Annotated in this window: 21 protein-coding genes, 1 rRNA gene, 2 pseudogenes and 1 riboswitch; of the genes and pseudogenes, 5 read left to right on the top strand and 19 right to left on the bottom strand. The window is 70.9% G+C overall.

Annotation, left to right across the window (positions count from 1 at the left end; all coding sequences use genetic code 11):
• Nucleotides 1-156 precede the first annotated feature (156 nt).
• The 4 genes from ACFWR9_RS37235 to ACFWR9_RS37220 form a co-directional block, all read right to left on the bottom strand.
• Nucleotides 157-1,101, bottom strand: coding sequence for a DMT family transporter (locus ACFWR9_RS37235; protein ID WP_383850504.1), 945 nt, complete (start codon nt 1,099-1,101; stop codon nt 157-159).
• 188 nt (nt 1,102-1,289) lie between these two features.
• Nucleotides 1,290-2,294 carry a DMT family transporter gene (locus ACFWR9_RS37230; RefSeq protein WP_383850501.1) on the bottom strand — a complete coding sequence of 335 codons (1,005 nt, stop codon included), beginning with the start codon at nt 2,292-2,294 and terminating at the stop codon, nt 1,290-1,292.
• 150 nt (nt 2,295-2,444) lie between these two features.
• Complete coding sequence (locus tag ACFWR9_RS37225) at nt 2,445-2,984, bottom strand: Clp protease N-terminal domain-containing protein (RefSeq protein ID WP_383850499.1); 540 nt, start codon at nt 2,982-2,984, stop codon at nt 2,445-2,447.
• Between the two features lie 139 nt (nt 2,985-3,123).
• A complete protein-coding gene (locus ACFWR9_RS37220; protein ID WP_383850497.1) occupies nt 3,124-3,771 on the bottom strand; it encodes a PadR family transcriptional regulator in 648 nt (215 codons plus the stop codon).
• A 208-nt stretch (nt 3,772-3,979) separates the two neighbouring features.
• Here ACFWR9_RS37220 and ACFWR9_RS37215 point away from each other — a divergent pair, with 208 nt between their 5' ends.
• Nucleotides 3,980-4,789: a PhzF family phenazine biosynthesis protein gene (locus tag ACFWR9_RS37215; protein ID WP_383850494.1), complete on the top strand. Its 810-nt coding sequence runs from the start codon at nt 3,980-3,982 to the stop codon at nt 4,787-4,789.
• 77 nt (nt 4,790-4,866) lie between these two features.
• Here ACFWR9_RS37215 and ACFWR9_RS37210 read toward each other — a convergent pair whose 3' ends face one another.
• A complete protein-coding gene (locus ACFWR9_RS37210; protein ID WP_383850492.1) occupies nt 4,867-5,694 on the bottom strand; it encodes a CPBP family intramembrane glutamic endopeptidase in 828 nt (275 codons plus the stop codon).
• A 109-nt stretch (nt 5,695-5,803) separates the two neighbouring features.
• Nucleotides 5,804-7,321, bottom strand: coding sequence for a glutamate--cysteine ligase (locus tag ACFWR9_RS37205; RefSeq protein WP_383850490.1), 1,518 nt, complete (start codon nt 7,319-7,321; stop codon nt 5,804-5,806).
• Nucleotides 7,322-7,873: 552 nt separating this feature from the next.
• Here ACFWR9_RS37205 and ACFWR9_RS37200 point away from each other — a divergent pair.
• Nucleotides 7,874-8,458: a hypothetical protein gene (locus ACFWR9_RS37200; RefSeq protein WP_383850487.1), complete on the top strand. Its 585-nt coding sequence runs from the start codon at nt 7,874-7,876 to the stop codon at nt 8,456-8,458.
• Between the two features lie 273 nt (nt 8,459-8,731).
• Nucleotides 8,732-8,935, top strand: a complete 204-nt coding sequence (locus tag ACFWR9_RS37195) for a DUF5999 family protein (RefSeq protein ID WP_376355883.1) — start codon at nt 8,732-8,734, stop codon at nt 8,933-8,935.
• A gap of 159 nt (nt 8,936-9,094) precedes the next feature.
• On the opposite strand, the gene ACFWR9_RS37190 is transcribed toward ACFWR9_RS37195, so the two are convergent.
• The gene (locus ACFWR9_RS37190; protein WP_383850484.1) at nt 9,095-9,691 is read right to left on the bottom strand and encodes a DUF1707 domain-containing protein; all 597 of its coding nucleotides are present in this window, start codon (nt 9,689-9,691) and stop codon (nt 9,095-9,097) included.
• 129 nt (nt 9,692-9,820) lie between these two features.
• Between ACFWR9_RS37190 and ACFWR9_RS37185 the strand changes: the two genes are divergently transcribed.
• Nucleotides 9,821-10,240 (top strand): molybdopterin-binding protein, encoded by a 420-nt coding sequence (locus ACFWR9_RS37185; RefSeq protein ID WP_383850482.1) that lies wholly within the window; start codon nt 9,821-9,823, stop codon nt 10,238-10,240.
• Nucleotides 10,241-10,312: 72 nt separating this feature from the next.
• Here ACFWR9_RS37185 and gcvP read toward each other — a convergent pair whose 3' ends face one another.
• The gene (gene gcvP, locus ACFWR9_RS37180; protein ID WP_383850479.1) at nt 10,313-13,198 is read right to left on the bottom strand and encodes an aminomethyl-transferring glycine dehydrogenase; all 2,886 of its coding nucleotides are present in this window, start codon (nt 13,196-13,198) and stop codon (nt 10,313-10,315) included.
• 176 nt (nt 13,199-13,374) lie between these two features.
• Nucleotides 13,375-13,470, bottom strand: a riboswitch (glycine riboswitch).
• Between the two features lie 137 nt (nt 13,471-13,607).
• Between gcvP and ACFWR9_RS37175 the strand changes: the two are divergent.
• A pseudogene (locus tag ACFWR9_RS37175) lies at nt 13,608-13,970 on the top strand (PRC-barrel domain-containing protein); the annotation flags it as partial.
• Here the strand turns inward: ACFWR9_RS37175 and ACFWR9_RS37170 are convergent.
• The 11 genes and pseudogenes from ACFWR9_RS37170 to rrf form a co-directional block, all read right to left on the bottom strand.
• A pseudogene (locus ACFWR9_RS37170) lies at nt 13,901-15,361 on the bottom strand (DNA polymerase IV). The pseudogenes ACFWR9_RS37175 and ACFWR9_RS37170 overlap by 70 nt on opposite strands.
• A gap of 85 nt (nt 15,362-15,446) precedes the next feature.
• Nucleotides 15,447-16,130 (bottom strand): MerR family transcriptional regulator, encoded by a 684-nt coding sequence (locus ACFWR9_RS37165; protein ID WP_383850477.1) that lies wholly within the window; start codon nt 16,128-16,130, stop codon nt 15,447-15,449.
• Between the two features lie 132 nt (nt 16,131-16,262).
• Nucleotides 16,263-16,736 (bottom strand): bifunctional nuclease family protein, encoded by a 474-nt coding sequence (locus ACFWR9_RS37160; RefSeq protein ID WP_030189411.1) that lies wholly within the window; start codon nt 16,734-16,736, stop codon nt 16,263-16,265.
• A gap of 84 nt (nt 16,737-16,820) precedes the next feature.
• The gene (locus ACFWR9_RS37155; RefSeq protein ID WP_383850474.1) at nt 16,821-17,558 is read right to left on the bottom strand and encodes a MerR family transcriptional regulator; all 738 of its coding nucleotides are present in this window, start codon (nt 17,556-17,558) and stop codon (nt 16,821-16,823) included.
• Between the two features lie 22 nt (nt 17,559-17,580).
• Nucleotides 17,581-18,540, bottom strand: coding sequence for an FHA domain-containing protein (locus tag ACFWR9_RS37150; protein ID WP_383850471.1), 960 nt, complete (start codon nt 18,538-18,540; stop codon nt 17,581-17,583).
• Between the two features lie 61 nt (nt 18,541-18,601).
• A complete protein-coding gene (locus tag ACFWR9_RS37145; protein ID WP_383850468.1) occupies nt 18,602-19,447 on the bottom strand; it encodes a DUF881 domain-containing protein in 846 nt (281 codons plus the stop codon).
• A 5-nt stretch (nt 19,448-19,452) separates the two neighbouring features.
• A complete protein-coding gene (locus ACFWR9_RS37140) occupies nt 19,453-19,785 on the bottom strand; it encodes a small basic family protein (protein WP_003977440.1) in 333 nt (110 codons plus the stop codon).
• A complete protein-coding gene (locus ACFWR9_RS37135) occupies nt 19,782-20,618 on the bottom strand; it encodes a DUF881 domain-containing protein (protein ID WP_383850465.1) in 837 nt (278 codons plus the stop codon). Before ACFWR9_RS37135 ends, ACFWR9_RS37140 begins: the two co-directional genes overlap by 4 nt.
• A gap of 167 nt (nt 20,619-20,785) precedes the next feature.
• On the bottom strand, nt 20,786-23,281 hold the full coding sequence (locus ACFWR9_RS37130) for a mannose-1-phosphate guanyltransferase (protein WP_161327925.1): 2,496 nt from the start codon (nt 23,279-23,281) through the stop codon (nt 20,786-20,788).
• Nucleotides 23,282-23,393: 112 nt separating this feature from the next.
• Complete coding sequence (locus ACFWR9_RS37125) at nt 23,394-24,002, bottom strand: CDP-alcohol phosphatidyltransferase family protein (protein WP_383850463.1); 609 nt, start codon at nt 24,000-24,002, stop codon at nt 23,394-23,396.
• A 108-nt stretch (nt 24,003-24,110) separates the two neighbouring features.
• Nucleotides 24,111-24,227 (bottom strand): 5S ribosomal RNA (gene rrf, locus ACFWR9_RS37120).
• Nucleotides 24,228-24,283 lie beyond the last annotated feature (56 nt).

Below are 24,283 nucleotides of genomic sequence, written 5' to 3'. Positions count from 1 at the left end.
CGGCGGGGCGCCGGGGGTGCGCCGGGGCCCGGCGCGCACCCGCCCGGGCGGGGGGGGATGGCCCGGGCGGCGCGGCCCGCCCGCCGGGGGGGCCGCTCGCGTCGCGCGCCCCCACGTTTCCTCAGGCGGGCTTTCCCGTCGAGCGGCCCCCGTCCCTCAGGCGGGCGCCGGTCGCGTCCGTGCCGCCTTCGTCTCGGCCACCGCGAGCCCCGCCACCGAGCCGAGCATCAGCAGCGTGCCGGCCAGGGTCGCCGCCGTGAGGTGCTCCCCGAGCAGCAGGACGGCGAGCGCCGCCGCACTGACCGGCTCCAGGAGCATGATCACGGAGACGGTGGCGGACCGGACCACGGCCGCTCCGGCGAAGTAGAGCCCGTAGGCGAGGGCGGTCGGCACGGCGGCGACGTACACCAGCAGCCACCCGAGCCGGACCGGTTCGGCGGTGTGCGGCAGCAGCCCCTCGGCGAGGGCGAGCGGCAGCAGGCACAGGCTGGTGACGGCGAAGGCCCCCACGGACGTGCTGCCGGCGTCCGCCCCGCCGTCGCGGCCCCACCAGCGGGTGAGCAGTGTCATCACCGAGTATCCGACGGCGGACAGCAGCGCGAGGAGCACGCCCGACAGGCGGACGGTCGTGCTCCCTCCGCCGAGGACGAGCACGACGAGCCCGGCGAGCGCGCCGACGACAGCGGTGGCACCGCCCAGTCCGAGGTGTTCGCCGAGGGCGAGGCGCGCGCCGAGCGCGATCAGCACCGGCCCGGCGCCCAGCGTGATGACGGTGGCCACGGCCAGCCCGGTGGACTGCACCGCGGCGAAGTAGGCGGTCTGGAACACCGCGAGCCCGAGGCCGGTGACGAGCGCCCGCCGTGCCTTGCGGGCGAACAGCTCGGACACGGCCGCCCTCCGCACACGGGGACGCAGCGGGCGGGCGGCGAGCAGCAGGACGAGTCCCACCGCGCAGCGCCAGAAGGACAGGGCGACGGGCCCCATGTCGCTGGACCGGTAGACCAGCGAGGCGGCGGCACCGGCGGTGCCCCAGGCGACACCGGCGACGATCAGATAGATGAGGCCACGCCCGACGGGCAGGCCGGAGACGGCATTCGACACGAGTTCTCTCCGCAGACGCGCACGAGGCGCGGAAGTTCGGAGCGGCCCCGGAACGACCGGGGGCGCGAGGACTGCGTCTGCGGGCAGCACCGTCCGGCCCGGCGACCACGCGCCGGGCTCGTCACAGGGGCCCGCCTCAGGCGGCCGGAGGCGGGAGGACGAGTGCGTCGGAGTGCATGATCCGCACCCTAGGCCGCCGTTCCCCGCCGGGACAACTCCCTTTCCTCCCCGCCGCTCGCCACCGGTTCCGCGGAGCCCTTGGCGGGCGTCGAGGACTGGGCGATGAAGGCGCCGGCCAGCACCACGACGCCGCCGACGATCTGCGGGGCGGAGAGGTGCTCGCCGAGCAGCACCCAGGCCAGGACGGTCGCGACGACCGCTTCGAGGCAGGCCACGACGCCGGCGACCTGCGGAGACAGCCGGCGCACGGCCACCACGCCGGTGACGTAGGCGAGGACCGTGGCGATGAACACGATCCAGGCGAGCAGCAGGGCCGCGGCGACCGGGGTGCCGTCCATGGGGGCGGTGTGGCCGAGGACGGACCAGTCCATCGACCAGGGGCGGGCCACGACGGTGAGCACGGCGGCCCCGACGAGCAGGCCGTAGGCGATCACGCCGAGCGGGTCGGGGGCCTCGTCACCGGCGTCGCTGCCCTGGTCGGACAGGACGAAGTAGCCGACCTGGCAGCAGGCGGCGCCGAGCGCGAGCAGCAGTCCGACGGCGTCGAAGCGCAGGCCCGACCAGACCTCCACCACACAGGCGAGACCACCGACCGCGAGGACCACGCCGAGTGCCGCGGCCCGTGTCACCGGCCGCCGCTGCACGAACCGGACCCAGCCCAGGACCAGGGCGGGCGCCAGGTACTCGACGAGCAGGGCGACGCCTACGGGGATGCGGGAGATGGCCGCGAAGTAGCAGGCCTGCACACCGGCCACGGCGAGCAGGCCGAACCCGGCGAGCAGTCCGGGGCGGCGGCGCAGCAGGTCTCGATGGCGCACGGCGAGCGGCAGCATCACCAGGGCGGCGCCTGCCACGCGCAGCCAGACCACGTGGAGCGGGTCGAGGCCCGCTTCGATGAGCGGCTTGGCCGCGACTCCGGAACCGCCGAAGGCGACCGCGGACGCGAGCGCCAGGCCGAGCCCGGTGCCCTTGCCGCGGCTGCCGCCAGCGCTGTCAGACGTATGCACCGGCACATGATGACAGGGGTCGACATGACCGTCACCCCCAATGACACCTGTCTCACCGACTGGACGTCCGGGGCGGGCCGGTGGTGGGTGTGGGGGCGGGACGGGCCGGAAGGGCGGCCCGGCGACGCGTGGGGCCGAGGAGCCGAACCTCGGGGCTCAGGACGCCGGTTCGAAGTACCGCTCCACGTCGGCGACCACCGTGCGCGGCTCGACGGCCGCGCGGGCCAGGACCTCGACGGCGCGCGCCTGCGGGTCCGCGACCAGGGCGGCGAGCAGGTCGACACCGCAGGCCCGGACGGTCCCGCGCCGTGCGGCACGCGCGCCGGCCTCCTCCATGGCCGCCGCGGCCAGCGGCGAGAACCCCGCGACGCCGGTCACGAGGGGGACGGCACCGGAGTCCTCGACGGCACTCTGCCAGCGCAGGCCGTAGCCGATGCTGCGCTGTACGAGGTAGCCGAGCAGCCGGGCGATCCGGGGCCCGTCCCCGAGCACCGCCCGGACCTCGCCGTCGGACTCCAGGAGGGAGTGCAGCAGATGGGCCGTGTCGACCTGCCGGTCACCGTCCCGCACCGCCCTGCGGCGGGCGCCGGAGACCGCCGACGCCAGTTCCGCGGTGAACCGGTCATCGAGGTCGGTGCCGTCCGGGCGCCGGCCGTCCTGCTCGCCGGCCGACTGCCGGGGGATACGGGGTTGCACATCTCCCAGCTCACCAGCCCCAGCCGAGCGAGTCATCCCCGAGGGGGAGCATTTCGGCGTCCCACACAGAGTGGACCCGCCCGGCCGGAATCTCCTCCTTACGGATGAGATCAAGCCGTTTCGCCCTGGCCGCGCGCCGTCAGTCCTCGTCGGCGAGGATCAGGTACAGCTTCTTGCGGGCGTCACCGATGACGGCGAGCGCCTTCTCCCGCTGCTCCTTGCTGCCGGTCTTCCAGACCTGGCCGAACGCCTCCATCAGCCCGAACCCGGCCTGCCGGATGTCGTTCAGGGCCTCCCAGTCGACCCCCCGCGAGGCCTCTTCCCAGGGTGCGTCGGGGCCTTCCTCGGCCGCGGCGCGGCCCTCCTCGGTGAGGGCGAAGAGCTTCTTGCCGCCCTCGCTCTCGCTGGCGATCAGACCCTCGTCCTCCAGCAGCTGGAGGGTGGGGTACACCGAACCGGGGCTGGGCTTCCACGCCCCGCCGCTGCGCTCGGCGATCTCCTGGATCATCTCGTAACCGTGCATCGGCCGGTCCTTCAGGAGGGCCAGGATGGACGCCCTCACGTCGCCTCGCCGTGCCCTTCCCCTGGGACCGCCGCGCCCTCGGCCGCCCCAGGGGCCGCCGTGACCGAAGCCCGGCCCGAAGGGACCACCGGGGCCGCCGCCGGGACCACCCGGCCCGAAGGGACCGAAGGCCGCACGCCGGCCGTCGAAGCCGCCGCGGCCGTAGGGGCCGCCTTCTCCGCGGCCGTGTCCACCATGTCCACGCTCGTATCCGTGGGTATGCATCGCAATCACTCCATTCAGTCGTTGATCTGTCGCGATACCTCAACGATATATCGGAACGTATCGCAGAGCAAGCCCCGTAGCGCTGAGCGAGGTCTGCCGGCTGAACGGGCGGGTATCCCGCACCCGGCCCACGATCGACGTCGAACCCGGTCCAGCGACCGGCGATTGGCCTTGGTCCGCGGCGCCGCGCGGCGTCTAGCGTCGGGGCATGCGTATCCGAATCGTCGACGCCTTCACCGACCGGCCCTTCGCCGGCAACCCCGCCGGGGTCCTGCTCCTCGACGCCTTCCCGGACGACGACCGACTGCAGCGGGTCGCCCTGGAGGTCAATCACGCCGAGACCGCGTTCGCCCACCCCCTGCCCGAGGGCGGCGAGGCCGACTGGGCACTGCGCTGGTTCACGCCGGCCACCGAGGTCGCGATGTGCGGCCACGCGACCCTCGCCACGGCCCACGTGCTGCTCACCACCGGCGCCCACGAGGGCCCGGTGCGGTTCGCCACCCGCAGCGGCGTGCTCGTGGCGACACCCCGCGAGGACGGGTCGGTCACCCTGGACTTCCCGACCGCGCCGCTGACTCCGGTCGAGACCCCGGAGGGCGTCGCCGAGGCCCTCGGCGCCGAGCCCCTCACCGTCCTCGACACCGGGCCGAACATCGGCGACCTGCTGGTCGAGGTCGCCGACGAGCGCACCGTGCGCGGCCTGACGCCGGACCACAAGGCGCTGGGCGCCCACTCCGCGCGCGGCATCATCGCCACCGCCCGCGCGGATGATCCCACGCAGGGATACGACTTCGTCTCCCGCTGCTTCTTCCCGAACGTCGGCATCGACGAGGACCCGGTCACCGGCAGTGCCCACACGGCCCTCGCGCCCTTCTGGTCCGAGCGCCTTGGCCGGCCCGCCCTCACCGGGCTCCAGGCCTCTCCCCGCTCCGGCCGGGTCCGCACGGAGCTGCGGGGCGAGCGCACGCTGCTCAGCGGCAGCGCGGTGACGGTGATCGAGGGCGAGTTGCTGGCCTGAGCGGTCGGCGGGGCGGGGCGGGTACTGTCACGCGCCACGCGACCCGGGACGCGCACGCCGTTCCCCGCCCCGCGCGTTCACGCCGTCGGCAGCCAGTCAACCTTCCCGGCCAGCAGCGCGTAGCCGACGAAGGCCCCGATGTCGAGCAGTGAGTGCGCCACCACCAGCGGCCCCACGCGCCCCCAACGGCGGTACAGGTACACGAAGACGACGCCCATCACCATGTTGCCGATGAAGCCGCCGATGCCCTGGTAGAGGTGGTACGACCCGCGCAGCACCGAGCTGGCCGCCAGCGAGGCGCCCGCGCTCCAGCCGAGCTGGTCGAGCCGGCGCAGCAGATAGCCGACCACGATGACCTCCTCCAGGACGGAGTTCTGCACCGCCGAGAGGATCAGTACGGGGTACTTCCACCACACCTCGGGCAGGGCCTCGGGCACCACGGTGAGGTTGAAGCCGAGGCCACGGGCGGCCAGGTAGAAGGCGATCCCGGTGCTGCCGATGGCGGCGGCGACGGCGGCCCCGCGGCCCAGGTCGGGCCACGGCCGGGTGCGGTCGAAGCCGAGGGCTCGCAGGCCGCTGCCCTCCCGGAGCAGGAAGTGCGCGACGAGGGCGACGGGGACGAGGGCCGTGGTGATGCCGAAGAGCTGCCAGGCCAGGTCCAGCCAGGGACGGCCGGGTGCCGCGGAGGCGTTGAGGGTGGCCGCCTGGTCCTTGAGCCCGCCGGGCCGGGTGACCGAGCCGATGAAACTGATGAGGGCGGACACCCCGCTCGCGCCCAGCGACAGCGCCAGGACCAGCAGCGTCTCGTCACGCAGGGTCCGCCGTGAGAGCCGCTCCGGGGGGACCTGCTCCCCGACGACCGGCTTGTGAGGGAACGAATCGTCCACCGGGCCCGCCTCCGCCATGCACACCTGCCTCCAGCTGTGACGTCACAGCTTGCCCGATCAGTATGAGACGGTGCGCGGCGGGGCCCGGGGCCGACCCGGCGTCGACCCGGCGTCGACCCGGTGTGGGTCAGCCCAGCGGCGCCGGCTCCGGGAGGCCCACCGGCCACAGGTGCACGGGATCGCCCTCGCGCATCAGCTCGACGTAGCGGCGGGTCGTGGCGGCCAGCGCGTCCTCCCGGGACAGCCCCGCCTCCAGCGCCCGGTGGAAGGTGGCCGCCTGCCAGGACGCGCCGTTCACCCGGCGCCGGCACCGCTCCTCGATCACACCGAGGTACAGGTCCCGGTCGGCGGGCTCGACACCCCACGCGTCCAGCCCCGCCTCGGCGAGCGGCAGCAGTTCGTCGCGTACGAGGACGGCGGCGTCGACCTCGATGGTGCCGCCCAGCCGGCCGCGGCGGGGCCACTCGAAGCGGGCGTCGATGCCGTGCCGGCACGCGGCCTCGAAGTTGGCGGCGGCGGCCTCGAACGGCAGCCGGGTCCACACCGGCCGGGGCTCCTCGGCGAGCGCGCGCACCACACCGTAGTAGAAGGCCGCGTTGGCGATGACGTCGGTGACGGTGGGTCCGGCGGGCAGGACGCGGTTCTCCACCCGGAGGTGCGGGACGCCGTCGGCGATGTCGTAGACGGGGCGGTTCCAGCGGTAGACGGTGCCGTTGTGCAGGACGAGTTCGGCGAGCGAGGGCACACCGCCGGCGTCCAGGACCTCCAGCGGGTCCTCGTCGTCGCAGATCGGCAGCAGCGCGGGGAAGTAGCGCCGGTTCTCCTCGAACAGGTCGTAGGCCGAGGTCACCCAGCGCTCCCCGAACCAGGTGCGCGGCCGGACGCCCTGGGCCTGGAGCTCGGGCGGGCGGGTGTCGGTGGACTGCTGGAACAGTGGAGGGCGCGACTCGCGCCACAGCTCGCGGCCGAACAGGAAAGGCGCGTTGGCGCCGACGGCGATCTGCGCGGCGGTGACCGCCTGCGCCGCGTTCCACACGTCGGCGAAGCGGTCCGGGGTGACCTGGAGGTGCAGTTGCACCGAGGTGCAGGCGGCCTCGGGCGCGATGGACTTGGAGGTGCAGGTCAGACGCTCCACCCCCTCGATGTCGAGGGTGAAGTCCTCGCCGCGGGCGGCCACGATCTGGTCGTTGAGCAGGGCGTAGCGGTCTACGGCGGAGAGATTGGAGGAAACGAGATCGTCCCGGTCCAGGGTCGGCAGAATTCCGATCATCGCGATTCCCGCGTCGACCTCGCCGGCCTTGCGGTCCGCATATGCCAGAGACGTACGGATCTCCTCGGCGAGCCGGTCGAATACCCGGCCGCCCAAGCGGTGGGGAGCGATGTTGACTTCCAGGTTGAACATGGCGAGTTCTGTTTGGAAGTCCCGGCTCGCGATGCGTTCGAGGACTTGCGCATTCAACATTTTCGGCATCCCGTCGGCACCGACGAGATTCAATTCGATCTCCAGCCCCATCAGGTTCTTCGGTTCGTCGAACCGCTTCTCCGCCAGAAGCCGCTCCAGACCCGTCAGGCACCGCTGTAGCTTCTCGCGGTAGCGCTGGCGATCGGACAGGTCGAACTGACCTGCCGCGACCTTCTCCCCCATGGAAGCGTCCCTTCTGAGAGCGGTAGTCGAAGATCCGGCCGCCGGTGGCCGGTCAGGTTGGATGATGCCCAGCCGAAGCGATCGATAACGTCCCCACGGCGGCCCGGCACCCGCTACGCTGTGCCGATGTGACCGGTGGCACATTCACCAGGCATGGCGCGTGGAGCAGTTTCCGGGTCCGGTAACTCGTGAAAAACGCCGACGACAATTGGCCGACCGCTCGGTGAACATTCCCCGAGGTCATCGTCGTACACCGGCCTGGAAATCCGGAGAAATCCCGCATGCCGACGGCCGAATACAACCTTGTACTGGTTGCCGGAATCGGCTAGCCGAAACACAGTCTGAACACATGTCGTATAAACTCCGCAGACAAGGCAGAAGACCGGCGCCCACGGTCGAAGGATGTCGCCGTCGAGCTGACACGCGGCAGACCTCACCCCCTTCTCGGTTCCCGGACCCCGGCCCCTGCCTCCCCAGCCACGTGAGCTGACAGCGTCGTCCGCCCCGCTCCGCCCTCGCGCCACCGTGCCTTCGAATGAGAGGCGACCCACCATGCCCCTGCGTGTCCCGCCGGCCCCCGCGCCCGCCCTGCGCTCCGTCCTCACCGCCCTCTCCTCGCCCACCGCGGTCCGGGAGGCCCGGACTCCCGCGCTGCTCGGCGCCCAGGGCCCCGTCGCGCCCGAACTGCCGCTGCCCGTGCACGTCCTGGACCGGGTGACGGCGGACGGCGCGACGGCGACGCGGCTGACCGGGTGGCGGTTCCTGATCCGCTGCGGCGACCGGGCGGTGGCGGCCGCGGAGACCATGCTGACGCCGGACGGCTGGGCGTTCTCGCACTTCTTCGAGGGCCCCTACGTCGCCTCGACCGAACGCGCGCTGCGGCAGGCCGAGTCGGTGCCCCAGTCCTACCAGCCGCGTCTGCTGTCGGTTCCCGAGCTGTACATGCTCACGCTGTGGCTGCACGGCGACTGCGCCGCGGACGCCGCCGCCGGCCACCCCGCGGCCACCGACCTGCTGGTACCGCTGGCTCCCGCGCCTCCGGGCATCGCGGCCCACCGTCCGCACCGGGTCGCCGAGCTGCTGCCGGTCCTCACGCACCGGGTCACGCCGACGGGGCTGCTCAGCTCGCCCGCCTGACCCGCCTCGCACCCACCCGCGCGGACTAGCCTCATTCGGCCATGCCGAACCACCCGAAGTGACAGTCCAGTTGAGCTGAACCGTCCGCGCGGGTGATGCGTCATCGACCTGTGAGAAGCGGTGCTGCGAAATACCTGCGGATCGACGCCCGTGGGGCAACACTGGGTTCGGACCGACTTAAACATACGGGGGGCGGCCATGAACAACGCTTCACGCCGCGGGACAGACAAGACAGCGAACTCATCCATCACCACAGACCGAGAGACCCCACTCATGTGTCAGCACCAGCCACCGTGCCCGTCAGCCGACTCCGCCGACCGGGAATCCGCCCGCCTCGTGGCGCACCACCCGGAGCAGGGCTGGAGCCTGCTGTGCAACGGCGTCGTCCTCTTCGAGGACACCGGTGAGCTTCTGCCGGACGGCCAGATCATCGCCCCGCACCGCCCTGTCGGCGCGGGTCTGATCGCCGCCGCCTGAGCACCCGCCGACCGGGGTGAGGTCACTCCGGCCGGCGAATCATGGGGCCGGCCCGCAGCCACGGCTGTGAACCGGCCCCGACGTGCGTCCAGGGCTGATCACTCCGCGTAGTCCGCTGTGCCGACGCGGTCATGGGCTCCCCCTTCCCGGCGCCTCCGGCTACGCCTTCCGTCCGAACCGCCGACGCGGCGCGCGCACCACGACCTGCCCGAAGCTGACCTCTCCCGCTATCTGCACCCGCAGGGTCACGGGGGTCCCGGCGTCGGCCGTCCGAGCCACCTTCACCTTGGCGTAGCTCGCGACCAGTGAGTCGGTGTCCACCACGATGCCGGGCCGCGTCACGAGCTTCAGCGTGCCACCGCGCAGGGCCAGGTCGATGTGGAGGGTGCCGTGGGTGATCACCGCTCGGGCGAGGTCGAGCGTCACCTCTCCCCAGTCCGACCGGATCTCCATCCGCCGCGGCACCACCCAGCCCTCACCCCTCCGAGTGGACGCCCCCTCCTGCTCGATACGGACGACGTCCTTGGCCTCGGCCAACAACTGTCCGTCCCGCGCCACCGGCAGGTCGGCCGTCAGCGCGGCCAGCTCGCCCAGCGTGCGTGCGGAGAGTGCCGCCCCGACCCGCTCGTCCAACTCCTCGGCGGTCAGCATGCCGTCGCCCGCGGCGGCGCTCAGCACGTCCACGGCACTGTCACGGTCCGCGTGCGAAGCCCGGAACGCGAGCGTTCCACCTCCCGCTGAGGGCTGTACCGACATCGCTCCACCCCGATCTCCCCGGGGGCATCCCGTACGCACCCCGCCACGCGACATACTAGCGCTATATCGCGTCATACCCAACGCTCGAGGCACCCGGCACAGCCCCCACCTCAGGGCTACGGTGCGCCCATGAGCCTGAGCATCCGCAACCAACTCCCCGGCACCGTCACCGCCGTCACCCCGGGCGAGGCCATGGCGACGGTCAAGGTCCGCCTCTTGGGCGGCCAGGACCTCACTTCGGCGATCACGCGGGACGCGGCCGAGGACCTGGCGCTCGCCGCCGGGACCGCCGTCCGGGCCCTCGTGAAGTCCACGGAGGTCGCGCTGGCCACCGGGCGCGTCGAGGGCCTGTCGATCCGCAACAGGCTGCCCGGCACCATCACCGCGCTCACCACCGGCGGCGCGATGACGTCCGTCGGGATCGCCGTCGAGGGCGCCGCGCTGACCGCCGTCGTCACCAAGGAGGCCGCCGAAGACCTGGGCCTGTCCGTCGGCGCTCCCGTCATCGCGCTGATCAAGTCGACGGAGGTGTCGCTCGCGACCACGTGACACGACAAGAGGCTCCGTACCGACCCGATGGGCCGGCACGGAGCCTCTCGTCGTACTGGGCGTACTAGGGGATCAGTCCTCGTAGGCGTCCAGCGGCGGGCAGGAGCAGACGAGGTTCCGGTCACCGAAGGCCTGGTCGACGCGGCGCACCGGCGGCCAGTACTTGTCGGCGGCGGACACCCCGGCCGGGAAGACGGCCTCCTCGCGCGTGTACGCGTGGTCCCACGCGCCGCCCAGGGCCGCGGCGGTGTGCGGGGCGCTCCCCAGCGGGTTGTCGTCGGCGGGCCAGATGCCGGAGCCGACCTTCTCGATCTCCGCGCGGATGGCGATCATCGCCTCGCAGAACCGGTCCAGCTCGGCCAGGTCCTCGGACTCGGTCGGCTCGATCATCAGCGTGCCGGCCACCGGGAACGACATCGTCGGCGCGTGGAAACCGTAGTCGATCAGCCGCTTGGCGACGTCGTCGACGCTCACGCCGGTCGCCTTGGTCAGCGGACGCAGGTCGATGATGCACTCGTGCGCGACCAGCCCGCCGGGGCCGGTGTACAGCACCGGGAAGTGCGGCTCCAGCCGCTTGGCGATGTAGTTGGCGGACAGCACGGCCACCTGCGTGGCGTGCTTGAGGCCCTCGCCGCCCATAAGCCGCACGTACGACCAGGAGATCGGCAGGATGCCGGCCGAGCCCCAAGGCGCCGCCGAGATCGGTCCGACGCCCGTCTGCGGGCCGGCCGCGGGCTGCATCGGGTGGTTGGGAAGGTACGGCGCCAGATGCGACCGTACGGCCACCGGGCCGACGCCGGGACCGCCGCCGCCGTGCGGGATGCAGAACGTCTTGTGCAGGTTCAGGTGGGAGACGTCGCCGCCGAAGTGGCCGGGCTTGGCGAGGCCGACCAGGGCGTTGAGGTTGGCGCCGTCCACGTAGACCTGACCGCCGGCGTCGTGCACCCGGCCGCAGATGTCGGCGACGTGCTCCTCGAAGACACCGTGCGTGGACGGGTACGTGATCATCAGCACGGCGAGCTGGTCACGGTGCTGCTCGATCTTGGCGCGCAGGTCCTCGATGTCGATCTCGCCGTCCTCGGCGGTCCTGACGACGACGACCTTCATGCCGGCCATCACCGCGCTGGCGGCGTTGGTGCCGTGCGCGGAGGACGGGATGAGGCAGACCGTGCGCTGCTCGTCGCCGTTGGCCCGGTGGTATCCGCGTACGGCGAGCAGGCCCGCGAACTCGCCCTGCGACCCGGCGTTGGGCTGGAGCGAGACCTTGTCGTACCCGGTGACCTCGGCGAGCCGCTCCTCCAGCTCGCGGATGAGGGTCAGGTAGCCCTGCGCCTGCTCGGCGGGCGCGAAGGGGTGCAGCGCACCGAACTCGGACCAGGTGACCGGCTCCATCTCGGTGGTGGCGTTGAGCTTCATGGTGCAGGAGCCCAGCGGGATCATGCCGCGGTCCAGCGCGTAGTCCCGGTCGGCCAGGCGGCGCAGGTAGCGCAGCATCGCGGTCTCGGAACGGTACTGGTGGAAGACGGGGTGGGTCAGGAATTCGTCGGTGCGCTGCAGCGCCTCGGGCAGCGTCTCCTCGGTCTCCGCGTCCAGCGCCTCGACGTCGCCGTCCACGCCGAAGGCGTGCCACACCCCGCCGGCCTGGGCGCGGGTCGTGGTCTCGTCGCAGGCGAAGGAGACGTGGTCGGCATCGACGAGGCGCAGGTTGACGCCGTTGTCACGGGCGGCGTGGACGACCTCGGCGGCCCGGCCGGGCACCCGCGCGGTAACCGTGTCGAAGTAGGCGCCGTGCACGATCTCGACCCCGCCGGCGGCGAGACCGGCGGCGATGACCGAGGCGTAGCGGTGCGTGCGGCGCGCGATGGCCCGCAGCCCCTCCGGGCCGTGGTAGACGGCGTACATGCCGGCCATGACGGCGAGCAGCACCTGCGCGGTGCAGATGTTGCTGGTGGCCTTCTCGCGGCGGATGTGCTGCTCGCGGGTCTGCAGGGCGAGGCGGTAGGCCTTGTTGCCGTCCGCGTCCACGGAGACGCCGACGAGGCGGCCGGGCAGGCTGCGCGCGAACTTCTCGTGCACGGCCATGTAGCCGGCGTGCGGCCCGCCGAAGCCCATGGGCACACCGAAGCGCTGGGTGGTGCCGACGGCGATGTCCGCGCCCAGCTCACCGGGCGAGGTGAGCAGGGTGAGGGCGAGCAGGTCGGCGGCGACGGTGACGAGCGCGCCGAGCTCGTGCGCCCGGTCGATGACGGGCTTGAGGTCGCGGACGGCACCGGAGGCGCCCGGGTACTGGATCAGGACGCCGTTGATCTCCCGCTCGGCCACCTCGGCGGGGATGCCCTCGCTCAGGTCGGCGACGACGACCTCGACGCCGGTCGGCTCGGCGCGGGTCCGGATCACGGCGACGGTCTGCGGCAGCACGTCCGCGTCGACCAGGAAGAGGCCCTTCTTGTTCTTGCCCATGCGCCGGGACAGCGCCATCGCCTCGGCGGCGGCGGTGCCCTCGTCGAGCAGCGAGGCACCGGAGGTGGGCAGGCCGGTCAGCTCGGCGACCATGGTCTGGAAGTTGAGCAGGGCTTCCAGGCGGCCCTGGGAGATCTCGGGCTGATACGGCGTGTACGCGGTGTACCAGGAGGGGTTCTCCATGACGTTGCGCAGGATGACCGGCGGGGTGAAGGTGCCGTAGTAGCCGAGGCCGATCATGGAGTCGAGGACCTGGTTGCGGTCGGCCAGCGAGCGCAGTTCGGCCAGTACCTCGGACTCGGAGCGGGCGCCGGGCAGGTCCAGCGCGTCGGCGTTCTTGATCACATCCGGCACCGCGGCGGCCGTCAGCTCGTCGAGCGAACCGTAACCGACCTGCGCGAGCATCTTGGCCCGGGCCTCGTGGTCGGGGCCGATGTGGCGCTGCTCGAACGGCGCTGCCTGTTCGAGTTCGGTGAGCGGAATGCGGTGGGCGGTCATTGCGGAGGCCTCCTGGTCTGACGACCTTCGAGGGGCACCACGGCGCGGGTACCCGGACGGCCTCCCCCTCTGTCATCTCAACCTGAGAGCTTCACCGGGGCGCCCCGAAGGCTTCCCGGCTTTCACCGTCGGTGAGAGCGGACGCCGTCGACACCCGCTCTGCTTTCCAGAGTGACCTCGTCCGTGCGGTACGTGAGCCTGAGAGATTCCGGGGAGGATTTGCTCCTTCGGCGCCTCCGATGGTGTCCGGAGGACTCTCCCGCGCGGGGTCAGCAGCCGTTTGCCAGCGTACCAGCGAGCCCGCCGCACGGACCTTCGAGTGGCCGACCGGCCATATGTAGTTTTTTGTAGTACTTACTGATGATTCGGCGGCTGGTGTGCGACCCCAGTGCGACCAAGTGGAGGGCCCGTGCGTACTGACATCGACCCGCGGAACCTGATAGGCCGCAAGGCGTTCGACCGCGACGGCACCAGAATCGGCACCGTGGACGAGGTGTATCTGGACGATGCCACCGGCGTGCCCGAATGGGCGGCCATCCGCACCGGCCTTTTCAGCAGGGACGCCTTCGTACCCCTGGAGCCCAGCGAGCTGGTCGAGGGAGCCCTGCGCGTGCCCTTCGACCGGGCCCTGATCAAGGAGGCACCGGACTTCGGCGTCGGCCGCCACCTCTCGCCGGAACAGGAACTCCAGCTGTACCACCACTACGGTCTCGACGTGGCCCCCGCTCCCCCGCTGCCCGACCACGACTTCGGCAGGCTGGCGGGCAAGGGCAACGAGGACGGCTAGCCGGCCACCGGTCTGGCAGGGCCTTCGCCGGGTCTTCGCGAGTCGGACGGAACCAGCGGCAGCGGATCCGCCGGCGTCAGCTCCGGGTCGTCCATCGGAAAGGTCCGTACCCGCCCGGTCGGCGAGTACGGCGTCTCGAAGCGCACGGTGACCCGCCCCAGCCCGCTGCCCTGCACCCAGCCGTGCCCGAACCGCGCGTGCCGCACGTCGTGCCCCGACGGCCAGCGGCGCTCCGCGGGTGCCGGGCGGTGCTCCGCGTCCGGCTCGGCCGCGGGCTCCTCGGCCGGTTCCTCGGCCCCGCCCCCCGCCGCCTGCGCGAACAGGTCCTCCTGCGTGTAGTCGGCCAGGCCGCTGACGCCGACCCCGAGCAGCCGCACACCGCCCGTGGTGTCCACCGAGTCCAGCAGCCGGGCGGCGGCCTCCCGCACCACCCCCGGGTCGTCCGTGGGCCCGCGCAGCGTCTCGGAGCGCGTCAACGTCGAGAAGTCGTACCTGCGCACCTTGAGCACGATGGTCCGCCCGGACAGCCCCGACGCGCGCAGCCGGCGCACGCAACGGTCGGCCAGCCGGCCCACCTCCACACCGACCCGCACCCGGTCGTGGATGTCCACGTCGTAGGTGTCCTCGACCGACACGGACTTGGTCTCCCGCTCGGCCACCACGGGCCGCTCGTCGAGCGCCAGGGCCATGGCGTACAGGCCGTGTCCGTGCGCCTTGCCCACCAGCCGTACCAGCTCGTCCTCGCCCGCCTCGGCCAGCTCCCCGACCGTGGTGATGCCGGCCCGGCGCAGGTGGTCGCCCGTCGCCGGGCCCACGCCGGGCAGGGTCCGCACGGACATGGGCTCCAGCATGGCCCGCTCCGTCCCCGGCGGGATCAGGACCAGCCCGTCGGGCTTGGCCTCCTCTGAGGCGATCTTGGCCAGCATCTTGGAGGCGGCCAGTCCCACCGATCCGGTGAGGCCGGTGACGGCGCGGATGTCGGTGCGCAGCTTCGTCCCGGTCAGCCGTGCCGACGCCGCGTCCCAGGCCGTCCCGCCGGCCTCCAGGTCCACGAACGCCTCGTCCAGGCTCAGCGGCTCCACCAGCGGCGACAACTCCCTGAGCAGCCGCATCACCTGCTCGCTGATCGACCGGTACAGCTCGAAGCGCGGGACGAGATACGCGGCGTTGGGCGCGAGCCGCCTGGCCTGGCCCATGGGCATCGCCGAGTGGACGCCGAAGACCCGCGCCTCGTACGAGCAGGTGGCGACCACGCCTCGCGGCCCCAGGCCGCCCACCACCACGGCCTTCCCGCGCAGACTCGGCTTGGACGCCTGCTCCACCGAGGCGAAGAAGGCATCCATGTCGAGATGCAGGATCGTGGGCGCGGTTCTCACATCTCCGATGCTGCCCTACGCCACTGACAATGCGGCCGCCACCGGCCGGTCCGCGCCGCGCGCGCCGGGCGGACCGGCGCGCCGCTCAGACCGCCCTGTTGCGGCGTCGCGCCAGCTCGTCCGCCGGATTGGGCCCGACCAGGGTCTCCCCCGTGTCGATCCGTTCTCCGTGCAGCTGGGACAGCGCGCTCTCCACGTCCCGCCACACCACGCCGACGGCGATCCCGAAGATGCCCTGGCCGCCCTGGAGCAGGGCGTGCACCTCGTCGGGCGAGGTGCACTCGTGGACCGTGGCACCGTCGCTCATCAACGTCATCCGCTCCAGGTCACGGAAGCCGCGCTCCCGCAGGTGCTGGACGGCGGTCCGGATGTTCTGGAGGGACACCCCGGTGTCGAGGAAGCGTTTGACGATCTTCAGCACGACCACGTCGCGGAAGCTGTACAGGCGCTGCGTCCCGGAGCCGTGCGCCGGACGCACACTGGGCTCCACGAGCCCCGTACGGGCCCAGTAGTCGAGCTGCCGGTAGGTGATGCCGGCGGCCGCACAGGCCGTCGGCCCGCGGTAGCCGATCTGCTCGGACGTCATGGACGCCGCCCCTCCGCTGGTCGGCACGGCGGCCGGCCGCTGCGGAGCGGAATCGGGCGCGCCGGCCTGTTGGGCGTACCCCCCGCCCGTGCGGAGCCGAGAGCCCTGGGGAGGGTACGGACCACTCACCCCGAGACCGTGCCCGGGGCCACCCCCAGCCGTACCGTCGCCGCTGATTCTCACGCCGACCTCCGTCCTTGACCTGCCTCCTCGAAGGTAGGCAGTCACCAAGGGTGCGTCAACGATCGCCACACTCGGCACGCCGAGTGATAATCACCCTACGAGTGGTTTCGCGTGCCCTGTTTCGGGGAAACCCTACTGGTTGCTCGTCCCGAAGTCCTCCGGCGAGATCTGGTCGAGGAACTCGCGGAACTTCTCCACCTCGTCCTCCTGCTCGTCCGGGATCGCGATGCCGGCGTCGTCGAGGACCGTGTCGCTGCCGTAGATCGGCGTTCCGGTGCGCAGGGCCAGCGCTATGGCGTCGGAGGGCCTGGCACTGACCTCGACGCCGCTGGCGAAGACCAGCTCGGCGTAGAACACCCCGTCGCGCAGGTCGGTGATGCGTACCTCGGTGAGCTCTTGGCCGACGGCTTCCAGCACATCCTTGAACAGGTCGTGGGTCAGCGGCCGTGCCGGAGCCATGCCCTGCTGGGCGAAGGCGATCGCCGTCGCCTCACCCGGTCCGATCCAGATGGGAAGGTAGCGGTCGCCTCCCACCTCGCGCAGCAGCACGATCGGTTGGTTGGAGGGCATCTCGACCCGGACACCTACGACATCGAGCTCGTTCACACAGCAACCCTAGGCCGTGCCCGGGACGTTTGGGTAGTCGGGCCGGGATCGGCTGGGCGATCCGGGGCTCCGAACAGGCGTGTTTCACGGAAGCCGCACGCCGAGCGCGGTCTGTACCAGCGCCGCGTGCAGCTGCACCGCGAGGCCCGCCAGCTCCTTGGTACGTGCTTCCGCGTGTGCCCTGGTCTGGGGGTTGCGGTGTCGTTTCAGCGGGGCGACCACCTGGTCCACGAGCCCGGCGTCCCGGTCGGCGGCGGCCTTCATCACCCGCAGGTGCCGCGGCTCGATCCCGAAGCGCCCGAGCTGCGTCACCAGCGACGCCACGGTGACCGCCTCGGCGTCGTACGCCCCGTCGGGCAGGGGGGCGAGGAGCCCGTAGGACTCCCACTCCTTCAGCTCCTGGTCGTCGATCCCGGCCGCGGCGAGCAGCTCGTCCCGTCCGATCCGGGCGACGGTCGGGCTCTCGACGGGTTCCGGTGCGGCCTCCCCGTCCCGCTGCCGGCCGACCGTGGGCAGCGAAACCGCCTCACCGCGCTCCACGGCGTCCAGATGCTCGCGGATCACCTTGAGCGGCAGATAGTGGTCCCGCTGCATCCGCAGCACCCGGCCCAGACGCTCGACGTCGTGTGCGCTGAACTTGCGGTACCCGGCCGGGGTCCGCCGCGGCTCGACGAGGCCCTCGGACTCCAGGAAGCGGATCTTGGAGATGCTGATGTCGGGGAACTCGTCACGCAGCACGTTCAGCACCGTGCCGATGCTCATCAGCCCACTGTCCGTGGCGGCGGCGCCGTGACCGGCACCGCCGCTCGGTGTATGCAGCATGGACCTTCCCTGGAGGTTCGGGTCAGTAACCCCGCTGGCTCGCGTAGAACACCAGCCGGTACTTGCCGATCTGCACCTCGTCACCGTTCGACAGGGCGACCTGGTCGATGCGCTCCCGGTTGACGTACGTGCCGTTCAGACTGCCCACGTCGGCGACCGTGAAGGAACCGTCCGAACTGCGGCGGAACTCCACGTGCCGGCGCGAGACCGTCACGTCGTCCAGGAAGATGTCGCTCTGCGGGTGACGCCCGGCGGTGGTCAGCTCGCCGTCCAGCAGGAAGCGGCTGCCCGAGTTCGGACCACGGCGCACGACCAGGAGCGCGGAGCCGAGCGGCAGCGCGTCCACGGCCGCCTGCGCCTCGGGCGAGAGCGCCGGGACCGCGGTCTGACCGGTGACCTCGGCGTCGTACGCCTCCAGGCCGGAGATGGAGATCGTGGAGGTCGTCTCGGAGGCACGCTCCGGAACCGCGCCGGCACGCAGCGGCGCGCCGCAGTTGGAGCAGAAGCGGCTGTTCTCCGCGTTGCGGTTACCGCACCTCGTACACACCAGGGCCGACATGGACGGATCCTCCTGCCGCGGCTGCCCCGCCGGGGCGTTCGACGCGTACGGATCAGAGGTAAACCCTCCACCCGTACCTGAGGTTGACGGTTGCCCGAAACCTATGCCGCCGGACTGTGCAGGGTCAACAGACGGCGCGCCCTGACCACCGGAAATGTCACCGCCCGGACCACCCACCTGGTCCCGGAACATCGGGCGTCGGCCCTCCGCGTCGGGCTGGGCGCGATGGCGAGCGGTCGCATTGTCGCTGCCCTCTCGCGCGCTCTTGCCGAACAACTTCGCAAACAACTTCACGGGCGATTCCCCTTGACCGAAACAGACCCGCCCGTGGGGCAGGACGAACCCTGACTGACCGTACTGACCGACCCGGACATCTTCACAACGTCCGTCTCCACCAGACAGTTTCCACCACGCACCACCCAATCGGTGTGCCGACCCCCCGCAACCTCATGCCCTCGCCGGACGTCCCCCATGCACCGCCGGTTCACTGGGAGGACGACCGAGCGTAGTCAGGCCGCTCCGCCGCTCGCAAGGCGTCCACGACGATCTTGCTCGACCGCTCAACAGTAACGGTGGCCTGTTCCTTTTCCAGAGTCTGCACCACGCCTCCAGGAATGTTGAGAGCCGGTTCGAGGTCCTGCGGCTTGCCGATGACCTGGAAACGATAGGGCGCGTTGATCTTGTTCCCGTCCACGCTCACGGACTTGTCGGAGTCCGCGAGGTAGGTGCCGGCGACGACCCTCACACCGTTCACCTCGATCGCCTCCGCGCCCGCCGCACGCAGCTCCTGGATCGCGTCGAGCAGCATGTCGGCCTCGACCGCTCCCTTCGTGTCCTGGATCGTCACCGTGATGCCGGGCCCCTGCGCGGCCACGGTGCCCGCGAGGACGCCCAGTTGCCGCTCCTTCTCCAGCGTCTGCTTGCGGGCCTCCTCTGCCTGGTCGGAGCTGTTCTCCAGCTCGTCGCGCTGCTTCTCGAGGCCCTGTTTCTCGTCTTCAAGACGCTGAGTACGGTCGTCCAGTTCATCGAGGATGCGGACCAGATCCTCCTGCCGGGCTCCGCGCAGCGCGCCGTTGCTCTCGCTGTTCGACGCCACCTGGACCGCGAGGCCGAAACCGAGCCCGAACAGGAGCAGGGCGACGATGAGTTGGGCCCTGGTCAGGCGTGGCGGCCACAGGCCCTTGAGCAGCCGCTCCCGGCCGCCCGGCCCGCCCTGCACCGGCTGGGGCTCCTCGGGAGTGTCGGCGGCGGGGGCGGCCTGCGGCGGCGGGGCCTCGTCGGGCAGTTCCTTGCGCAGCCGGTTCGCGGACTGCTCGTCGCGGTCGCTCATCGGCCTCACGCCCGGAAGACGTGGCGTCGGATCGCCGCGGCGTTGGAGAAGATCCGGATGCCGAGGACGACCACGACACCGGTGGACAGCTGGGCGCCGACGCCCAGCTTGTCGCCCAGGAACACGATCAGCGCGGCCACGACCACGTTCGAAAGGAACGACACCACGAAGACCTTGTCGTCGAAGATGCCGTCGAGCATGGCCCGCAGACCACCGAAGACGGCGTCCAGCGCCGCCACGACGGCGATCGGCAGATAGGGCTCCACGGCCGCCGGCACCTCGGGCCGGACCAACAGTCCGGCCACGACTCCCACGACGAGGCCCAGTACGGCGATCACGATGTGCCCTTCTCGGTTATCGGCTGTGCTGTACGTACGATCACACTCGGTGCGGCCGGCAGCCGTAGGTCGTCCGCCACGGAGATGGCCGTCCGGATGCCGTAGTTCTCCTGAAGGGCATGCAGGTACAGCCCGTCGGCGCTGTCCTGGAAGGTGGTGCTCAGCCGCTCGCCGTCCCCCACCGCGAGCACCGTGTACGGCGGCACCAGCGGCCTGTTGTCGACCAGTATCGCGTCACCGGCGGCCCTGATCGCCGACAGTGCCGTCAGTCGCTGTCCGTTGATGGAGATCGCCTCGGCGCCCGACTCCCACAGCCCGTTGACCACGCGCTGCATGTCCCGGTCCCGGACCCGGCCGGTGTCGGAGAACCCGGATGTGCCGCGCGGCTGCCCGTCACCGCCCGTGCCCACGTCCTTGGCGTCGTTCACCACGAGCTTCACGCCCGGTCCGTGCACCTCGACCGCGCCCGACAGAATGCCCACCAGGTCGGCGCGGTCGCCGGCGCCGCTCTTGTCCAGCGCCTCGCGCTGCCGCGCGCCCACCTCGTCGCGCAGCTCGTCGACGCTCTTCTCCAGCTTGTCGGCCGCCGAGGTCTCCCCCTCTATGCGGTCGATCAGCTCCTCGCGCTCCTTGGCGACCACGGGGGCGGCGACCCGTGCCTGTGCCGCGCCGACCGTGACGACCAGGGCCGCCAGCACCAGGCCCGCGGCCAGTCCGAGCTTGGCCCGCAGGGTCTTCGGCATACCGCCGCCGCCCTCGGCCTTCTTCCGCGCGGCCGCCTCGGCGTAGCCGTCGTCGAGGCTGTGGTCCATGACGTTGGTGAGCAAGGACATGGACGCGTCCGGGCGCGCGGGCCGCGTGGATGTGCTCCGAGCGGGGGGTTGCTGCGGCATGCCGCACATCGTCGCACGCCGCCGCCGCTACCTCCGAACGGCCCCACCGGCGTGCCGGACAGGCCCCCTTGGGGACACTTGTCCGGCACGCACGCGTGCGGTGTGCTCTACCGGCCGGCGCTGTCCACCACCGCGGCCCACTCGTCGAGCAGCGCCTGCGCGGAGGCGTCGTCGGGACCCTCGGCCCACAGATGGGTCACCGCCTCCGCCGGGTCGGGGAGCACCATCACCCAGCGCCCGTCGGTCTCCACCACGCGCACCCCGTCGGTCGTGTCGACCGAGCGGTCCCCGGCGGCCTCGACGACGCGCCGCATCACAAGACCCTTGACGGCCCACGGAGTCGCCAGATCGCGCTTGAGGACGTGCGCCCGCGGGATCCGCGCGTCGATCTGGCTCAGCGTGAGCTGCGTCCGCGCGACGAGCCCGATCAACCGCACGAACGCCGCCGTACCGTCGTAGACACTGCTGAACTCGGGGACGATGAAGCCGCCCTTGCCGTCGCCGCCGAAGATGGCCCCTTCCTCGCCTCCGACCCGCGTGAGGTCGTCCGGAGAGGTGGTCGTCCACTCCACCTGGGTGCCGTGGTAAGCGGCGACCTGCTCGGCGATCCTGGTGGTCGTCACAGGCAGGGCGACCCGTCCGCTGCGCCGCTCGGCCGCGATCAGGTCGAGCAGCACCAGCAGCGCCCGGTCGTCCTCGATGATGCGGCCCTTCTCGTCGACGAGCGACAGCCGCTCACCGACCGGGTCGAACCGCACCCCGAAGGCCGCCCTCGAGGACGCCACGATCTCCCCGAGCCGCACCAGCCCCGACCGCCGCACATCGCCGGTCTCGGTCGGCCTGGACTCGTCGAGTCCGGGGTTGATGGTCAGCGAGTCGACACCGAGCTTGCCGAGCAGACTGGGCAGCACCAGCCCCGCGCTGCCGTTGGAGGCGTCGACGACCACCTTGAGGCCGGAGTCCGCGATCCCCGTGATGTCGACGTTCCGCAGCAGCGATCCGGTATACGAGTCGAACACACTGGACGGGAAGTGCAGGTCCCCGATCTCGCCGGGGAACGCGCGCCGGTACTCCTGCCGCGCGAACACCCGGTCGAGCTTCCGCTGGCTGCCCTGCGACAGGTCGGCGCCCTGGCCGTCGAAGAACATGATGTCGACGGAGTCCGGCACCCCGAGGGTGGTCCGGATCATGATCCCGCCGGCACTGCCCCGCGCGGTCTGCTGCCGTGCCACGGGCAGCGGTACGTTCTCCAGGTCGCGTACGTCGATGGCGCTGGCCTGCAGCGCGGAGATCACCGCCCGCTTCAGCGCACGGGCACCACGGGAGTGGTCACGGGCGGTGGTGACGGTGGAGCCCTTCTTGAGGGTGGTCGCGTAGGCGCCGGCCAGCCGTACCGCCAGTTCCGGCGTGATCTCCACGTTCAGGATGCCGGACACTCCACGCGCTCCGAACAGATGCGCCTGGCCCCGGGACTCCCAGATGACCGAGGTGTTGACGAAGGCTCCGGCCTCGATGGTCTTGAACGGGTAGACCCGCACATTGCCCTGGATGATCGATTCTTCACCAACCAGGCATTCGTCGCCGATGACCGCGCCGTCCTCGATCCGCGCGGCACGCATGATGTCGGTGTTCTTGCCGACCACACAGCCCCGCAGATTGCTCTGCGGGCCGACGTACACGTTGTCGGCCACCACGGCCTTGTGGAGAAAGGCGCCGCTCTTGACGACGACGTTGGAGCCGACGACCGTGTGTTCCCGGATTTCGGCGCCGGCCTCGACCTTGGCGTAGTCGCCGATGTACAGGGGCCCCCGGAGCACGGCGTCGGCATGCACCTCGGCGCCTTCGGCCACCCATACGCCCGGAGAGATCTCGAAGCCGTCGATGTCGACGTCCACCTTGCGTTCCAGAACGTCGGCCTGGGCCTTCACGTAGCTTTCGTGGGTGCCGACGTCCTCCCAGTAGCCCTCGGCGACGTAGCCGTAGACGGGCTTGCCTTCCTTCATCAGCTGCGGGAAGACGTCGCCGGACCAGTCCACGGGCACATCGGGGTCGACGTAGTCGAAGACCTCGGGCTCCATGACGTAGATACCGGTGTTCACGGTGTCCGAGAAGACCTGGCCCCAGGTCGGCTTCTCCAGGAAGCGCTCGACCTTGCCCTCTTCGTCGACGATGGTGATACCGAATTCCAGCGGGTTGGGCACGCGTGTCAGACACACGGTGACGAGCGCACCCTTTTCCTTGTGGAAATTAATCAGATCGGTGAGGTCGAAGTCGGTCAGGGCATCGCCGGAAATGACGAGGAAGGCATCGTCCTTCAATGCCTCCTCGGCGTTCTTGACGCTTCCGGCGGTACCGAGTGGCTTCTCCTCATTGGCATAAGTGAGCTCCATCCCGAGCTCTTCGCCATCACCGAAGTAGTTCTTGACCAGCGAGGCCAGGAATTGAACGGTGACGACGGTCTCGTTGAGCCCATGCCTTTTCAGCAGCCGCAGCACATGCTCCATGATCGGCCGGTTGGCCACCGGCAGGAGCGGCTTGGGCATGCTCGAGGTCATGGGACGAAGGCGGGTGCCTTCGCCTCCAGCCATCACGACGGCCTTCATGTCGGAAGCGTCCTCCTCTAAGAGACGACGGTTAAGCCGACTTCACCCGTCCAGGGTCCCGCACTTTTCCAGCGCGGGCCATCCGGCCACTGGGGCCGCACAATCAGCGAGTTCAATCGGCGGTGGCGTCCGCACGGACCAGGCGGCGGACCTGCACCACGTAGAGAACACCTGCCCACCAGTACAGGGTTGTACCCCATCCGGCGAACGCCCATCCGAAAACAGCGGCGAGTGACGCGATCCACCCGCTGCCGTCGCTGAGCAGCAGCAGGGGGAAGGCATACATGAGGTTGAAGGTGGCCGCCTTGCCCAGGAAGTTCACCTGTGGCGGCGGATAGCCGTGCCGCCGGAGGATGCCCACCATCACGAGCAGGACCGCCTCACGGGCAAGAAGTACAAGCGTCAACCAGAGTGGCAGAATCTCCCGCCACGTGAGGCCCACCAGAGTCGACAAGATGTAGAGCCGGTCGGCCGCGGGGTCCAGGAGCCGGCCGAGGTTGCTGATCTGGTTCCAGCGCCGCGCGAGCTTCCCGTCCAGGTAGTCGGTGACCCCGCTCAGGGCCAGCACCAACAACGCCCATCCGTCGCTCTGCGGGCCGCCGAACTCGGGGCGGAGGATGAGCCACAGGAAGAGGGGCACGCCGGCGAGGCGCGCCATGCTCAGGATGTTCGGGATGGTGAGGACCCGGTCGGTCTGCACGCGGGTCTCCTGGACCTCCACGCGGGGGCCTCCTGGTGGGAAACGAGTCAATGATGCTCACTGACCTTACCTCAACGCAAAAAAGCTCTGGCTCTCGGGCTGTGCCCAAGAGCCAGAGCTCTAAAAGGAGTTCGGCGGCGTCCTACTCTCCCACAGGGTCCCCCCTGCAGTACCATCGGCGCTGTAAGGCTTAGCTTCCGGGTTCGAAATGTAACCGGGCGTTTCCCCTACGCTATGACCACCGAAACACTATGAAACAGACAACCAACCCGGTGACCAACACAGGTCTGATTGTTCGTGGT

This window comes from Streptomyces sp. NPDC058534, assembly GCF_042717365.1.
Taxonomy (GTDB): Bacteria; Actinomycetota; Actinomycetes; order Streptomycetales; family Streptomycetaceae; genus Streptomyces.
Note: the sequence above shows the minus strand (reverse complement) of the source record. Positions and strands in the feature narration are given on the sequence as shown.